We start from the raw sequence: 14803 nt of genomic DNA, 5'->3' as shown, positions 1-14803 counted from the left end.
TACGGCAGACCGGTGCGCCCGCGTCTCAGGCCGTCGGTGCCGTGCTGGACCGCGCCGCGTCGATCTGGCGGGCCAGGGCTTCGACCGTCGCCCCTTCGATCAGCACCGTGATGTCCAAGTCCGTGCCGAATTCCTCGTTGACCTGGCCGAACATACGCAGCAGCGACAGGGAGGTGCCGCCGAGGTCGAAGAAGTCGGTGTCCCGGCCGACTTCGGGCAGCTCCAGGACGGTCTGCCAGATCAGTGCGATTCGCTCCTCGGTGCCGGTGAGTCCGCCGGTGCCGTCCGGGTCGACGGCGATCGGTGCGAGCGCCGCCTCGGCGGTCGGCTCGGGCAGCCGGGCCTTGTCGACCTTGCCGTTGAGCGTGAGCGGCAGCGCCGGCAGGACGACATACGCCGAGGGGCGCATGTGCGGCGGCAGGACGGCGGCGGCACGCTCGCCGAGCCGGGGTGCGAGGACGTCCGCGGGGGTGGCGGAGGCGACGTAGGCGACGATGCGCAGGTCCCCCGCCCCGTAGTCGTGGGCGACCGCCACGGCCGCCGAGACCTGCGCGTGCTGGACGAGGACGGCTTCGATCTCGCCGGGTTCGATCCGGTAGCCGCGGATCTTCATCTGGTCGTCGACGCGGCCCAGATACCCGTACCCGCCGTCGCCGAGTGCCACCACCCGGTCGCCCGTGCGGTAGCAGCGCAGCATCGCGCCGTCCGGGCCGGGGAGTTCGACGAAACGTTCCTTGTTGAGTTCCGGGCGGCCCAGATACCCGCGGGCCAGCCCCGCGCCGGACAGGTACAGCTCTCCCGCGGTCCCGTCGGGCACCGGCCGGCCCCGCTCGTCGAGCGCGTGGAAGCCGAGGTCCGCCAGCGGGACACCGATCGGACTGGCACCCGTGGCGGCGACGTCCTCGGCGGTGACCGGGCGATAGGAGGCGTGCACGGTCGCCTCGGTGATGCCGTACATGTTCACCAGGCGCGGCCGTGTGTCGCCGTGGCGGTCGAACCAGCCGCGCAGGGCGGCGGGTTCCAGCCGCTCTCCGCCGAACACCACGACCCGCAGAGCGGTCAGCGGTCGCTCGGCCGCCGCGTCGACCGCGGCGAGCCGGGCGAACGCCGACGGCGTCTGGTTCAGGACCGTCACCCGCTGCGCGCGCAGCAGTTCACGGAGGGCCTCCGGCGAGCGGGCGGACTCCTGGGAGACGATGACGAGCCGCCCGCCGAACAGCAACGCGCCCCAGAACTCCCAGACCGAGAAGTCGAAGGACGCGGAGTGGAACAGCGTCCAGACGTCGTGCTCGTCGAACCCGAACCGGTCCCGGGTGACGTCGAAGAGCCGGACCACACCGCGGTGCTCCACCTCGACGCCCTTGGGTACGCCGGTGGATCCGGATGTGTAGATCACATAGGCGAGGTCGCGCTGACCGGCCGCCCCGGTGGGCGGTTCCGGCTGTGCGGGCGGTTCCGGCTCGGCCCGCGCGTCGTCGAGGACGACGACGTCGACACTCAAGTCGCCGAGCGTTTCTGCCAGTTCCGTGGTGGTGACGACCTGCGCGGCACCGCTGTCCTCGAGGGTCCAGGCGATCCGCTCCTGCGGACAGCCCGGATCCACGGGGACGTAGGCGGCGCCGGACTTCAGGATGCCGAGCAGGCCGACCGCCAGTGCGCTGGTGCGCGGGACCAGCAGGGCGACCAGGGAACCGGCCCCCGCGCCCGCCTCCCGCAACCGCCGGGCGACCGCTTCCGCCCGGTGATCGAGTTCCTGATAGGTGAGTTCCCGGTCGTCGGCCGTGACGGCCACCCGGTCCGGGAATCGTGCGACGACATCTGCGAACAGCTCGGTGAGTGTGCGTTCCCCAAATAGCACTCTGAAATCAATCCTGTTCGACGGACCGTATTCGGCGTCACGGGCACGCGAAGGGCCGGATGCAGGCGCACGCCCTCCTGTGACGATTCATGGAAAGGCGCGGCCGAATCCCCCTGTTCTTCACGCCCCTATGCCTCATGGCTCGGCCAGCATACTACGCGGGCACATTCGCACCATGGGTCTTCATCTTCCCTGAGCATGCCTCGAAGACACTCTTCGGCGGCGTAATGAACGCCACACCGAGAGTAGGGAACCAGCGTGTGGCCTGGGTGAACTTCGGCCATCCTGACGGAAGAAAGAGGTATCTATCAAGCCAATGGCGAGAATTACCCCGTTTCGGAATGATCGAGGAGAAGGTGAATTCGCGGGGTTCTCAACAGGTGAGACAGAAGGGTCGGCAAGGCCCGGCGGCCACAACAAGATCCGGCCATTTCGACGTCCAACCGCAGATCGTTTGTTTCCGAGGGGTTTTCAAAAGAAATGCACGGCAGGGCGCTCACGCCGGACGGTGATGGCGGACGCTTCGGGGGATCAGCGCCGGGACCTCGGCGCGATAGGCGTCGTAGGCGGCGCCGAACCGGCGGGCCATCAGGCCGTCCTCGAACCTGACCCGCCGCAGCAGCCAGGGCACGGCGACCACCAGGCAGGCCGTCCAGACGCCGAAACCGCAGGCCAGCATGGTGCCGACGATCAGGCCGAGCAGGCCGGTGTAGATGGGGTGGCGGACCAGCCCGTAGGGACCGTCCGTGCGCAGCTCGTGGTGGTCCTGGACCGTCGGGACGCTGGCCCACATCGTGCCCAGCACCCAGCGGGCCCACAGCAGCAGGGCGGTGGAGGCGAGGGCGAGCAGGACGCCGAGGACCGCCAGCTCGGGCTGCCAGTACTGCAGGTGCCGCCAGAAGCCCCGGGAGCGGCCGACCAGGACGGAGAACGCATAGGCCCCCGCGATGAGCAGCAGCCGGCGCGGCAGCGACCGGCGCAGTCCACGCGCCCAGCCGCGCACGCCTCTCTGGCTCTTCACACCGAAGTAGACAGCGCCCACGATCCAGGCCGCGACGAAGACCACCACGCAGACCATGGTGATCAGGACGAGCGCCGAGTGCAGAGATGCCATGCCTCCAGACTGCTCCGCGCACGCAGTGGATCACCACCACCCACGGGTCGATGGAGAGGTCTCCACCTGCCTCCGTCCACGGATGGAGGCCACCCGGACGTGCACCGGGGGGACGGGCGGAGAGGCGGACGGACGGGCAGACGCACAGACGGACGGCAGGTGCCGCGCCACGCCGCCACGTGTCCCAAGGCCCCCGCGGATCAGGGCAGTTCGGGCGTGTCCCGGGTGTGTCGCTGCTAGCCTGCGCGCAGGTGCCGGGCTGGGACTTGGGAGGAGCTGAACGCCGTGGTCCATGCGTTCGCCGTGTACCGGGACGCCATGCGCGAAGCGTGGGGCGACTGGTGGCTGGCCTGGCCGCTGCTCCAGAAGGTCGCCGTGGGGGACGTGCTGCACGCGTCCCGGGCCTCCGTGCGCCCGGCCGGGACGCTGGCCGACCGGCGGATCGCCTTCGCCGAGACGGCGCCCGAGGCCCGCGGCGCGTTCGTGCACGACGCGGGGGGCGGGATCGACCTCCGCTTCAAGGCGTCCGGCGCCACCGATCCGCTCTTCTCCGCGCTGGCCGACGCGGACGCCGGTGTGCTGCTGCGGTTCGCCAGGCAGCGAGCCGCACTGGTCGTGTACCGGGGCCTGACCGGAAGCGGGATGCCGGACACCCGTGCCCTGGCCGGCGCGCTCGTGCGCAGCTACTGGGAGGGCCGGTGGGACGCCGGACTGCTCGCCGTGACCGAGGTGGTCCGGGCCGACAGCGCCGCCGTGCTGGTCGCCGCCGAGGCGGGCGCCTCGGCCGAGCTGCGCCTGTCCACGTCCGTGGGCGCGGAGCCGCTGCAGCTGCTCGACCTGGCGGGCTCGGCGCAGGTCGCGGGGGGCCGGCACCTGGGTTTCCAATGGATCGGCGAGACCCTCACACCGCTCTACCGGGTCGTACGGCTGCGCGACACCTGGCTCGGCGGGGTGCGCGAGGAGTACGGGCCCGTCCAACCCGGACGCGGTCTCGACGCCGAACCGGTGCCGCCCCTGCTGCTGGAGCAGGCCGGCGACGACCCGTCGGCCGTCCTGGAGGCCCCGCCGCAGCCCGTAGCGGAACCCGAGCCGGCAGGGGACGTGCCCTGACGGCCCCGGCCCCGCTGCCCGCCCGGCGCGCCGCCGCACACCGGCACGCGGTCACCGGGCTGGAGGAGGAGCTGCGCCGCTGGGAGGACGCGAGCCGGGCCGGCGGGCCGCTGGAGAAGCACCGCAGCCAGGTGGACGCGGTGCTCGCGCTGCTCGGCGTGGGCGTGGCCGACGTACGCGCCCGGCTCACGGACGGACGCGGCGACGAGGTGCCCGGCCGGGTCCTGGACCTGCATCATGTGTGGGACTTCTACCGCACCCGGTTCCTGCTGCGCCGCGTCCGTGCCTACCGCCGCTTCCTGGACGTCGCCGACGAGCTGGCGTGGGAGTGCTACGGCCCGGTCCTCGGACTCGCCGGTGCCCGCCCCAAGGAGCCGCCGCTGGTCGGCTTCAGCCGGGCGGCCTCGCCGCGCGCCCACCGCCGGGGCAGCGCCTACCACGATCTGCTGCCCCGCGGCGGCGTCCACACCCGCGAGGGCCGCGAGGCCGCCGCGCGGCTGCCGTTCCCGGTCATCGACGTGCCCTGGTCCTTCGGCTCCCATCTGCCCGCCCTGCTGACCGTGGCGCACGAGGCCGCCCACCACATCGACGACGACTGCGGACTCGGCGACGAGATCCGCCGCCGGGTCGCGACGGCCGCCCTGCCGCCGGACCGCACCGTCCACTGGGAGCGCTGGGCGGGTGAGGCGTTCGCCGACGTGTGCGCGGCCGTGCTGTGCGGACCCGCCTACGCCGCCGTGCTCGCGGAACTGCTCGACACCGAGGCCGACGTGGACGAGGTGGACTTCGACGGTGCGCATCCGCCGCCCGGGGCCCGGCTGCGGCTGGCCGGTGCCGCCGCCCGGCTGGCCGGGCACGCGGGCACCGCGGACGACCGCGACCACGAAGCCCGTGCCGTGGCCGGCGCGATGGTGGCGGGCGGCTGGTCCGGGCTGGACGGGCTGTCGCTTCCCGAACTGTTCGCCACCGGCCGCCCGGCCGGCCCCGCGGAGGTGTCCGAAGGGGCGCGGCGGCTGCTGGCGGGCGGGCCGTCCCGGTGCCCCTCGGCGACCGGGGTGCTGGCCGCGGCCGCCCTCGCCTTCCAGTACGACCCCGCCGGGTACGACGGGCGGGCCGTCGGGGAACGGGCGGTGTCCGAGGTGCTGCGCCTGCGGTCCGCCGGCACCCGGGCCGCGCCGTCCGCGGACCCGCCTGGGGCCGAGCGCGGCCGCGCGCACGAGAAGGCCGGTCGTGCCGTGCTGGCCGCGCTCGACGCCGCGCCGGATCCAGGCCCCGGGGCGGTCGGCTGAACGCGGGCCAAGCCGGATGCTTTCCCGGTGAGTTGAGCGGAGCGGAGGCTACCCTGGCGATGGAGCACCGACCGGACGGGGGTCCGTACATGGGCATGCAGTGGACGCCGGCGGTCCTCCATCGGCAGCGGCACGGACTGGTGCAGTGTCTGCTGTGCCCCTTCCGCTGTGCGCTGAAGGACGGTGAGACGGGGCTGTGCGGGGTGCGCCGCCGGTCCGGGGACCGGCTGGAGACGGCGACCTTCGCGTCGTCGGTACGGCACTGGGACACCGTCGAGCGCAAGCCGCTGTACCACTACCGGCCGGGCACGCCCTGTCTCACCCTGGCCGCGCCCGGCTGCACCTTCGCCTGCGACTACTGCATCAACCACCGGATGTCCCAGTACGGCCGGGTGGACTCGGTCCGCTGGGACGCCGCGCCGGTGGACCCGCGGGACGTGGTCGGGGAGGCCGCCGGGCGTCGGGGATGTGTCGCGATCTCCTACACCGAACCCTCGCTGGCCATCGAACTGACGGCCGCGCTCGCCGAGTCGGGGCGTCCGCTCGGCGTGGACGTGGTGTGGAAGAGCAACGGCTTCCTCACCGCCGAGGCCGTCGACCTCGCGGCGCGCCATGTCGCCGCCGTCAACGTCGATGTGAAGACCCTCGACGAACACGACCACCGCGCGCTCACCGGCGCCCGGCCGGGGCCGGTCCTCGACTCCCTCGCCGGGCTGCGCGAACGCGGCGTGTGGGTGGAGGTGTCGACGCCGCTGATCCCCGGACTCACCGCGGGACCCGGCACCTTGCGCCCGATCGCGCGGGCACTGGCCGCGCTGGACCCGGCGATCCCCTGGCATCTGGTCCGGGCGACCCCGGCCCACCGCCGCACCGGGCACGCGCCCACGCCCGTGGCCGACCTCGCGGCCGGGGTGCGGATCGGGCACGAGGAAGGACTGCGGCATGTGTACGTCGAGCGGGCCCTGGGCGCCGACGGGCGGGCCACCCGGTGCCCGCGCTGCCGTACCGCCGTGGTGGCCCGGGACGTCTGGGCCCTGGACGAGAACGCGCTCGACGACGGCAGGTGCCCACGGTGCGGCACCGCAGTGGAAGGACGATGGTGACCCCATGGCCGACTACCGGATGGTCGAGCACATTCCCGACCTGATCCAGCCCGAGGAGTACGAGCAGCATCCCGAGGGGCGTCTGGTGCGCATCAGCATCCGCGTCGACGGCGGGGGTGTGCAGGTGCTCGGGGACGCCTTCCGGCCGGAGGTGCTGGAGCGGCTGTTGGAGACGCTGGGGCCGGACGCGATCGAGCAGATGCTCTGCGGCTGACCGACGGCCTCACTCGTCCGACAGCAGCGCCGTCAGCACCGTCCGCAGCTCCTCCGGTGACGGCTCCGGTGGCAGCACATGGCGGTGCCGGGCCGGCTCCCGCCACGGGATGTGCGGGTAGTGCACCCGCAGTTCGCGCAGTCCGGGCCGCGGCGCGGACCGCAGATACGGATGGGACAGCAGCACCATCCGCGGCGGCCCGGACATGTCGGCGGTGAGCCGGGCGGCCACCGCCTCGGCCTCCCGGAACGCCGTCGGCGCGTCACCCGCCGTCAACGGCCCCGCGGCCCACACATGGACCAGGTCCTCCGGGCCCTGCAGGATCCGCGCCCGCCACGGCTCGCCCAGCGGCACCAGGGCGCAGGGCCGCCCCAGCCGGAGCACGGTGGCGGCCATCAGATGGGCCGCGAGCCGCAGCACGGACCCGACCTTGCCGTGCGTGGCGGGTGTGTCGTCGAGCAGCAGCACCAGTCCGTGCGGATCGCGTGGCAGCCGGCCGCTGCTGGTGCGGTACAGCAGTTCCTCGCGGGCGTGCCGGGCCCTGAGCAGCTCGGTGGGCAGGGCGAGTTGGGTGGGCAGCAGCCGGTCGGCGGGGCCGTGCCGGGCGAGCCCGGAGCGGCCGGTGCCGCCCGCGCCGCCCATGGCGAGGCCGGTGTCGCCGTCCAGCAGCCTGAGACCCAGCAGGGCGCGCTGTGCGGGTCCGGGCGGGGTGAGGGAGAGCGGCAGCCGGCGCATCCGGGCGGGCAGGGTGGGATCGGCGGCCACCGCCTCGGGGCCGAGGATGCGCAGCAGCGCCACCACCCGGTCGTCCACCGTGCCCAGTGCCGCGGTCAGTTCGGTGAGGCTGGGTGCGGACCTCCGGGCGGGGATCGAGGAGCCGGTGAGCGCCCGGCCCAGCGCCTGGGCGAGATCGGCCGGGACGACCTCGGGCGGGGCCAGATACGCCGGGTCGGCGGGCAGGTCCGCGACCAGCAGCAGCGCGAGTCCCGCCAACGCGGGCCCCGGCCATGCCAGTTCGCGCAGCGCGTGCAGCCCGCGGTGGTCGGCGAGGGCGCGCAGCCGGGGCGGGGTGCTGCCGCGCAGCAGCGCCAGTACGTCCGCCAGCAGGTCCAGCGGCACCCCGAAGCCGTGCACGGCTGCGAGCACGGCGAGCCGGATCAGCTCCTCCTGGCCGTTCGCCGGGACCGGGGCCGCGGCGGTGCGCGGGCCGCCGGTGAACAGCTCCCACAGGATCGCGCCACCGGAGTTGTAGGTGGCCGCGAGCTGGTCGCCGACCGGTGACCAGCGCAGCGTCCACAGATGCCCGCCGACCCCCTCCGGCGGCACCAGCACCCGGATCCGGCGCGCCTCCTCGGCGTCCCAGACCTCCGCCACCGAGTCCTGGTCGGCGGAGGCGAACGCCAGCAGCCGGGAGTCGGCGCACCAGGACAGCGCCGGCGCCCAGTCCCGGCCGCCGGCCTCGCCGAACGTCCTGCGCCGCTGCCAGGTGCCGGTGTCCCAGACCACGACCGGGCCGCCGGCGCTGCCCGGGGTGGCGGCCAGCCGGCTGCCGTCCGGGGACCAGGCCACCCGGCACACCATGGCCCGCGGGTCGGGCCAGTCCAGGACCCGCACCCGTCGGCAGCGGCCGGTGGGGCCGGTGCTCCAGACGATGATCCGGCCGTGGGTGCCGGCCGCGAGGTGGCGGCCGTCCGGGGACCAGGCGGGGCGGCGCACCCCGTCCTCCACGGGCAGTCGCTGCGGGCCGCCGGCGTCCTCGGCCAGGTCGTGCACCAGCAACTGCCGTGGGTCGGCGCCGGGTTCGGGCACCGCCCAGCGCAGGGGGCGGACCGGATCGGCGGCGACCGCCTGCCCCGCGGCGCGCTCGCCGAGCACGGCGCCGTCGTGCGGGTCCACCAGCCGGTTGACGCCCCGTTCGTTGTGGGCCGCCAGCACCAGGACGGGGCGGTCGCCGGCCAGGCAGGCGGCGTCGTACCAGCCGTGCGGGAAGCTCGGCACCGGTGCCTCGCGAAGCGGGCTCGTCGCGTCGGCGGCGAACTCCAGGACGCGGCCCGGCCCCGACTCGCACCAGTGCCGGGTGCCGTCCGGCGACCACGCGAGGACCGGTGCCGCACAGGCCAGTCCGGCCGCCGGCAGCCGCACCGCGCGCAGCACCCCGGGGGGCCGCTCCCCGCTGCGGGTGTGCACCCTGCCCACGGTGAGGCCCATCGCGTTGGCCCAGCGGCGCAGCGCGGCCGGGTCCCGGCGCCGGTGCGGGCGCGGCACCGCGCCGGACGGCTCCCACACCGCCACGGTGTCCGCGTCGAGCCGGGCGGCGAACAGTCCGCTCGCCGACAGGCTCAGCGCGCCCGGCCCGGTCACCTCGGCCGGCAGCCGGCCCAGGGCGTCGAGGCGCGGGCCGAGGACGCGCAGCCCCTCCAGTTCGCAGCCGGCGATCAGCAGTGAGCCGTCGTGGCTGAAGGCCAGCGCGTCCATGCGGTACGGCACGAACTCCCGCCGCAGTTGTCGGCCGGAGCCCGGGTCGAGCAGCCGCAGCCCCGCGTAGTCCTCGACGGCCATGGCCCGGCCGTCCGGCGAGCAGGCCACCCGGCGCAGCCCCTCGAAGAGCCCGCCGAGCGTGCCCGTCATGGTGCCGCCGTGCGGTTCCCACAGCTGTGCGGAGGTGGCCGTGGCCACGCACAGGGTGTCCTGCCGGCCCGGGATCCAGCACACCTCGACCACCGGGTCGACCCCGCGCAGCCGGGTCACCGTGCCCTCGGCGCGGTACAGCAGCAGGACGTCGCCGGTGTGCAGCCCCGCCGCCAGCAGCCGGGCGTCGGGCGAGAGGGCGAGGGCCGTGATCTCGCCCTCGGTGTGCAGGTGCGCGGGCAGTTCGACGGGCTCGCCGGTGTCGGCGTCGACGAGGACGAGATGGCCCGCGACGAGCAGGAACAGCCGGTCGCCGTCGGGGGTCCACACGGCCGCGTCGGTGCCGGGGTGCCGGTCGGCCGCCGGTGGCGGGCCGGGCCAGGGCAGCCGCCAGACGACGCGGCCCTCGTCGTCGTGGCGCTCCACGAGGCCGCCGTGCACCACGACCAGTCCGGTGCCGTCCGGGGACAGGCACAGGCAGCGGGCGTCGGCCGTGGGCACGGTGAGCAGGTGCTGGGCGCTCCAGGCGCCGGCCGGCGGTGTGCTCACAGGCCCTCGCCCAGTTCGGCCGCGGCCCGCTCGTACATCTGGGCGGCGCGCTGGAAGTGCCCGGCCTGCTCCAGCAGTTCGGCGGCCCGGCGGTACTCGCCGCGCAGGGAGTGCTCCATGGCGATCTGGTTCAGCCGGCGACGTTCGGCCTCGGGGGTGCGCGCCGCGGCCGGTGCGGCGGGCTCCGGTTCGGGCATCGCCTCGCCCAGCCGATCCAGGAGTTCCCGGGCGGGCTCGGACAGACCGGCCGCGAAGGCGGGCGGGGCGGGCATCCACAGCTGCCAGGCGGGGCGTACGTCGGCCACGCGCAGCCGCCAGGCGCCGTCGCGGCACAGCACGGTGATGACGTCGGGGCCGAGGCCGAGGACCTCGTCGCGTGCGGTGTCCGGCAGCGGCGGGTTCAGCACGCAGCCGCTCTCCAGGTACAGGGCGCCCGGTCCGGTCTGGTGGACGGGTATGCCGAAGGGCAGCGCCTGGCACAGTCCGGGCGGCTCGGTCACCAGATGGCGGCCGGGGCCGAACGCGACCACGGCGGTCTCGTGCAGCGGCCGGGTGCGCAGAAAGCGGCGCAGTGCGTCGAGTTCGCCGTCCGCGATCAGTACGGCGTCGACCCGGTGCGGAGCTCGTGCACTGGCCACCAGGCGGACCGGGAGCGGCGGGCCGAGGGCCGGGACGGGCACCGGTGTGCGGGCGGGCGGGGCGCTGCTCAGCACCGGGCGCGCGTCGAGGAGTTCACCGGCGGCGGGGTCGCCGAGCGGCCGCCACTGCCAGGGCGGTCCGGACAGGGCGCGCTCCACGACGAGGTGCCGTCCGGGCGGGACCTCCTCCAGCAGGACGGCGTCGTCCAGCGGGAGCCGCAGCCGCAGGTCGACCAGGACCCGGCAGTCCGGGTCGGCGGCCCGGCAGGCCACGGGTCCCGGCAGCCGGCCGCAGGCCTCGACCAGCCCGGCGGGTACGGGGCCGTCCACGGCGTTCAGCCGCAGCAGCAGCCAGCCGGCGTCCGGCCGGCCGTCGGGGGCGAGCCGTTCCACGGGTGTGAAGGTGGTCGCCACGCCCGCGGCCAGGCAGCGGCGCAGCAGCCAGCGGCCCAGCGCGCCCGGTGCGAGGACGGAGACCTCCTTCAGGCCGGGCGGCGGTGCGGCCGCCGGGCTGTGCGCGGCCAGTTCGGCGAGGGACACCGGCTCCCAACCGGCGACGGTGGCCAGATGGCCGAAGGCCTGCGGGAGGCGTGCGGTCGGCCGGTCGGGCCACAGCAGGCCGTCGGTGTCGGCCTGGTGGACCAGGCCGCCGTAACCGGCGGCCAGCTGCAGGCCCGGCTGGTGTCCGGGGGTGAGCAGGGCCCATACGGAGTGGTCGTCGGGCGATCTGCGCAGGCCGGGCGGGCCCAGTTCGGCGGTTGCCGCGGTGTGCCCGAGGGCGGCGCGGGGGGACGGGAACCGGACGGCGGCCGACCAGCCGGCCGGCTCGCCCCGCTCCCCCGGGTCGGCGGCCGGGGGTTCGTCGGGCGGCGCGGGCGGCAGGGTGTGGTCCGGCGGGGTCACGCGGACCGCCCTGAAGCGCGGTTCGGCGGGCGGAGGCGGGTTGGCCGGCCGTGCGGGGAACACGGGCGGGAGAGTCCGCTTCTTGCGCGGCCAAAGAGTACTCATCGTTCCCCCGATGTACGGATCTGGTGGTGCCGCTCGGCTGGAGCCTGTCCGCCCCGTGCCGTCGTCCGCCCGGTGGGCGGGCCCCGGTGCCGTCCGGTGCGTGCGCTCGCGAGGCGCCGGACCGGCCCTGGCCGGGGGTCCCGGCGCGAGCACGGCCGGGTGCGGCCCCGGGGCGCCGCATGGGCGGTTCGGCGACGCGACCGGGGATGCCGCCACGCCCTCGGCGGGAGTCCGTGCCGGTGTCGCGGGGCGGGCGGGAGTGGTCAGTCAGGCCCGGGGACCGGTGCCGGGCTCGGTGGGTCGGGTCCGGCGGGGACGCCGGTGGTGTCGCCGAGCGTGCGGGCGGCCCAGTGCTGCCAGCGGTCGGCGCAGCCGGTGACGCCCGCCCGGAAGGAGGCGGCGAACACCAGCGCGGCGAGGTCCGGGCGGCGGATGTGGTCCGCCACGGTGACCGCCCACTGCTCGACCTCGGCCCGCTCGCGGGCCGGGGCGAGCGAGCCGATGCGCTCCGGTACCTCCGTGAGGGTCCGCAACAGTGCCTCGCTCTCGCCGTAGGCGCGGGCCGCGGCCAGTTGCCGGCCGAGTCTGCGCCGCAGCCGCTCACCGGCCGTCCGTGACTGCGCGAGGGCGAAGAGGTGCTCCGCGGTGGCGTACGAGCGGGTGCGGGTGACCAGGATCCATCCGGCGCCCAGCAGGTCGCCGCCCTGCTCGAAGCACTCGGCCGCCGCCTCGAACCGGCGTGCCGACAGCAGGCATTCGGCGGCGCGGCGGGGCCGGCCGCCGCGCAGCCAGTGGTCGGCGGCCCGCACCGGATCGCCGGCCTGCTCCCACAGCTCGGCCGCCTTCAGCGGATGGCCCGCCTCGTCGTGGCAGCGGGCGGCCTGCGCGTAGTCGCCCGTCTGCTCGTAGCAGTGGGCCGCGCGTGCCAGGAGGTCGGGCGGTCTCGTCATGCGTGGTCGCGCCTCTGCTCGTGGTGCTGTTGCCCGGTGCCCTCGTCGGTCTCGGTGATCCGCTGGGCCTGCGGCTCGCGCTCCCGGTCGGGTACCACCTCGGCCACGCCGGGCCTGCGGTCCAGCACCCGGCCGATCGCGTAGGCGATCTCCTCGTGGGTGGCGTCGTGGTCCTCGATCCGGGTAGTGCGGCCGATGTCGTCCACCTGGAACAGTTCGACCTCGCCGGTCTCGGCGTTGTACCGGAACTCGACCCTGACCCGCATCGCTCAAGCCTCCATCTCGAACTGGATGTTGAGCGTGCCGTCCGACTCGTCGATCTGGATGTCCCGCACGCCGTGCTCGCGCGCGTACTCCACGATGGCGTCGCGGTAGGCGACGGCCAGCACCTCGTGCACCGGGCGCAGAAAGCCGGTCCGTGCCTCAAGGAGCCGGGTCTCGGCGTCCCGTTCGAGTTCTCCGCGACGCCGCTCCGCCTCGGTGGCGGCCCGGCGTTCGGCCTCCGCGTGGGCCTCGGCGTCGATCGCGTCGCGCTGTCCGGCCAGCCGGCGCCGGCCGGCGAGCCGCTCCTGTTCCTCCTGGCGCGCGCCCTTCTCCGCGGCGTCGCGGTCGGCGCGCTCCTGGGCCTGGGCGCGGGCGGAGCGCTCGGCCACCGACTTGCTCAGGCCCGCCCAGTTGTCGTCGTAGTACTTCTCGGTGTGTTCGGCGGTGGCGTCGACCTCGACCGTGCCCTCAAGGGTGCGGACCACCTCGGCCTCGGCGGTCACGATGTCGCTGAGGCGGGCGGTCATCTCGATCTCGCCGGTGTCCAGGTGGTAGACGACCGTGCCGCCGTCCAGGTCGAGCCGGTAGGCGCCGTCCTGCCAGGTCCACCGGGTGTCGGCGCCGAGCGCGGCCTCGAAGGCCCGGCGGGCCGGGGCGCCGAGCAGGGATCCGAAGGCCTCCCGCAGCGTGGCCTCGCCGGCCACCTCGGCGCTGGCCCGGCCGGTGCGGCGCAGCTCTTCCTGCCAGATGCGGGTGAGCCGGCTGGAGGCCCGGACCCGGACCCGTCGGGGATTGCACATGCTGGGGTACCCCCTTGTGTGTTCCCGTCCTCACTCGAACTGGTCGAGCAGGGCGTTCACTTCGGCAATGATACGAGACAGCTCTGCTTCGGTCTGCGTGTTCACGGGTGGCTGCTCCCTCAACTCCCGTGACAGGTCGGCGAGTTTGTGCAGGCCCTCGACGACGCTCCACTCGCTGGGCTGCCGGGCGGCGGTGAGGGGGGCGCCGACCTCGCGGGCGTCGAGCAGGATCTCGTGGTCGGGGCGGCGGCGCCGTCCCGGCTCCCCGCCGTGCTTCTCCACCACGGCCTGTACGGCCTCCTCGACCGTGGTGCGGTCCGCGGGGTCGGTCCAGATGTGGGCCAGCGGCCACAGGTCCACCGGTGCGGCGGTGCGCGACTCGCGCAGCAGCGCGGCCCCGGCGACCAGCTTCAGGCTGCGCACCAGGCGGCGGTCCGAGAGCCTGACCCCTTGGATCAGCAACTGCCGTACCAGTTCCCGGTGTTCGCCGAGCACCGGATCGAGGTCGACGTCCTTGAGCCGCAGGGTGAGCCGGCCCAGCCGCTCGACGGTCACCGTGCCCGAGGTGTGCTCGGTGCGGGTCCGCGCGGACGGGTCGGTGCCCCGCGCCCGCTCGGCCGCCTGGACGGCGTTCGTGAACCGGCGCGTCTCGTGCTCCCAGCCCACCTGGAGCAGCCGTTCCAGATCGGTGCCGCCCACCGGCTCGACCTGGAGCCGGATGAGGAACCGGTCCGAGAACGCGGTCAGGCCGGGATCGTCGGGTATGTCGTTGGTGGCGCCGAGCAGGCTGATCAGCGGGGCGTCCTCGGCCCGCGCGCCGTTGTGGTACCGGCGTTCGTTGAGCAGGGTCAGCAGGGTGTTGAGGATGGCGCTGCTGCCCTGGAACACCTCGTCCAGGAAGACGAGTTCGGCACTCGGCAGCATGCCCTCGGTGCGCACCTGGTAGGTGCCCTGACGGAACTGCTCGAAGTCCAGCGCGCCGAAGATCTCCGACGGCTCGGTGAACCGGGTGAGCAGATAGCTGAAGCGGCGGGCCTCGATGTGCCGGGCGAGGGCCGAGATCAGCTCGCTCTTGGCGGTGCCGGTCGGGCCGAGCAGCAGCGCGTGCTCGCGGCAGACCACGGCGAGCTGCAGCAGCCGTACGGCACGGTCCCGGCCGACGAACTCGCCGTCGAGCCGCCGCCGTACGTACTCCAGGTCCCTGATGGTGTCGACGCTGTCCTGGCCCCAGCTCACCGCGCCTCCTGTCTCGTGGCCGTCGTGGCCTTTGTGATCGCC

General features: G+C 74.8%; 12 protein-coding genes. 4 read left to right on the top strand and 8 right to left on the bottom strand.

From position 1 onward, the window contains the following. Positions 1–25: 25 nt before the first annotated feature. Together AQI95_RS25370 and AQI95_RS25365 are read right to left on the bottom strand one after the other, a co-directional pair. Positions 26–1858, bottom strand: a complete 1833-nt coding sequence (locus AQI95_RS25370; RefSeq protein ID WP_079071458.1) for an amino acid adenylation domain-containing protein — start codon at positions 1856–1858, stop codon at positions 26–28. A gap of 496 nt (positions 1859–2354) precedes the next feature. Then, positions 2355–2972: a methyltransferase family protein gene (locus tag AQI95_RS25365; protein ID WP_067128164.1), complete on the bottom strand. Its 618-nt coding sequence runs from the start codon at positions 2970–2972 to the stop codon at positions 2355–2357. 285 nt (positions 2973–3257) lie between these two features. Here AQI95_RS25365 and AQI95_RS25360 point away from each other — a divergent pair, with 285 nt between their 5' ends. From AQI95_RS25360 to AQI95_RS25345, 4 genes are all read left to right on the top strand, one after another. Then, complete coding sequence (locus tag AQI95_RS25360; RefSeq protein ID WP_067128162.1) at positions 3258–4082, top strand: hypothetical protein; 825 nt, start codon at positions 3258–3260, stop codon at positions 4080–4082. Between the two features lie 131 nt (positions 4083–4213). Next, positions 4214–5371, top strand: a complete 1158-nt coding sequence (locus AQI95_RS25355; RefSeq protein WP_067128159.1) for a hypothetical protein — start codon at positions 4214–4216, stop codon at positions 5369–5371. Between the two features lie 59 nt (positions 5372–5430). Then, entirely contained in the window at positions 5431–6474 is a 1044-nt protein-coding gene (locus AQI95_RS25350) for a radical SAM protein (protein ID WP_208614256.1), read from the top strand. A gap of 4 nt (positions 6475–6478) precedes the next feature. After that, complete coding sequence (locus tag AQI95_RS25345) at positions 6479–6688, top strand: radical SAM-modified peptide, FtsH ternary system-associated (protein ID WP_067128156.1); 210 nt, start codon at positions 6479–6481, stop codon at positions 6686–6688. A gap of 9 nt (positions 6689–6697) precedes the next feature. On the opposite strand, the gene AQI95_RS25340 is transcribed toward AQI95_RS25345, so the two are convergent. The 6 genes from AQI95_RS25340 to AQI95_RS25315 all read right to left on the bottom strand — a co-directional run bounded on the left by AQI95_RS25340 (position 6698) and on the right by AQI95_RS25315 (position 14761). Beyond that, complete coding sequence (locus AQI95_RS25340) at positions 6698–9865, bottom strand: WD40 repeat domain-containing protein (protein ID WP_067128153.1); 3168 nt, start codon at positions 9863–9865, stop codon at positions 6698–6700. After that, a complete protein-coding gene (locus tag AQI95_RS25335) occupies positions 9862–11469 on the bottom strand; it encodes a hypothetical protein (RefSeq protein WP_067128150.1) in 1608 nt (535 codons plus the stop codon). Before AQI95_RS25335 ends, AQI95_RS25340 begins: the two co-directional genes overlap by 4 nt. A 305-nt stretch (positions 11470–11774) precedes the next feature. Then, the gene (locus AQI95_RS25330; protein WP_067128147.1) at positions 11775–12461 is read right to left on the bottom strand and encodes a soluble NSF attachment family protein; all 687 of its coding nucleotides are present in this window, start codon (positions 12459–12461) and stop codon (positions 11775–11777) included. Then, a complete protein-coding gene (locus tag AQI95_RS25325) occupies positions 12458–12727 on the bottom strand; it encodes a hypothetical protein (RefSeq protein ID WP_067128144.1) in 270 nt (89 codons plus the stop codon). Before AQI95_RS25325 ends, AQI95_RS25330 begins: the two co-directional genes overlap by 4 nt. Positions 12728–12730: 3 nt before the next feature. Then, positions 12731–13525 carry a hypothetical protein gene (locus tag AQI95_RS25320; protein ID WP_067128141.1) on the bottom strand — a complete coding sequence of 265 codons (795 nt, stop codon included), beginning with the start codon at positions 13523–13525 and terminating at the stop codon, positions 12731–12733. 30 nt (positions 13526–13555) lie between these two features. Beyond that, the gene (locus AQI95_RS25315) at positions 13556–14761 is read right to left on the bottom strand and encodes an AAA family ATPase (RefSeq protein WP_067128138.1); all 1206 of its coding nucleotides are present in this window, start codon (positions 14759–14761) and stop codon (positions 13556–13558) included. Between the last annotated feature and the right edge of the window lie 42 nt (positions 14762–14803).

It is taken from the genome of Streptomyces yokosukanensis (assembly GCF_001514035.1).
Classification (GTDB): domain Bacteria; phylum Actinomycetota; class Actinomycetes; order Streptomycetales; family Streptomycetaceae; genus Streptomyces; species Streptomyces yokosukanensis.
Note: the sequence above shows the minus strand (reverse complement) of the source record. Positions and strands in the feature narration are given on the sequence as shown.

Bases quoted from the DNA above. Each gene is read 5' to 3' on its own strand.
- AQI95_RS25350 (WP_208614256.1), top strand. From the start codon at position 5,431: ATGGAGCACCGACCGGACGGGGGTCCGTACATGGGCATGCAGTGGACG.
- AQI95_RS25325 (WP_067128144.1), bottom strand. From the start codon at position 12,727: ATGCGGGTCAGGGTCGAGTTCCGGTACAACGCCGAGACCGGCGAGGTC.
- AQI95_RS25330 (WP_067128147.1), bottom strand. From the start codon at position 12,461: ATGACGAGACCGCCCGACCTCCTGGCACGCGCGGCCCACTGCTACGAG.
- AQI95_RS25320 (WP_067128141.1), bottom strand. From the start codon at position 13,525: ATGTGCAATCCCCGACGGGTCCGGGTCCGGGCCTCCAGCCGGCTCACC.
- AQI95_RS25365 (WP_067128164.1), bottom strand. From the start codon at position 2,972: ATGGCATCTCTGCACTCGGCGCTCGTCCTGATCACCATGGTCTGCGTG.
- AQI95_RS25345 (WP_067128156.1), top strand. From the start codon at position 6,479: ATGGCCGACTACCGGATGGTCGAGCACATTCCCGACCTGATCCAGCCC.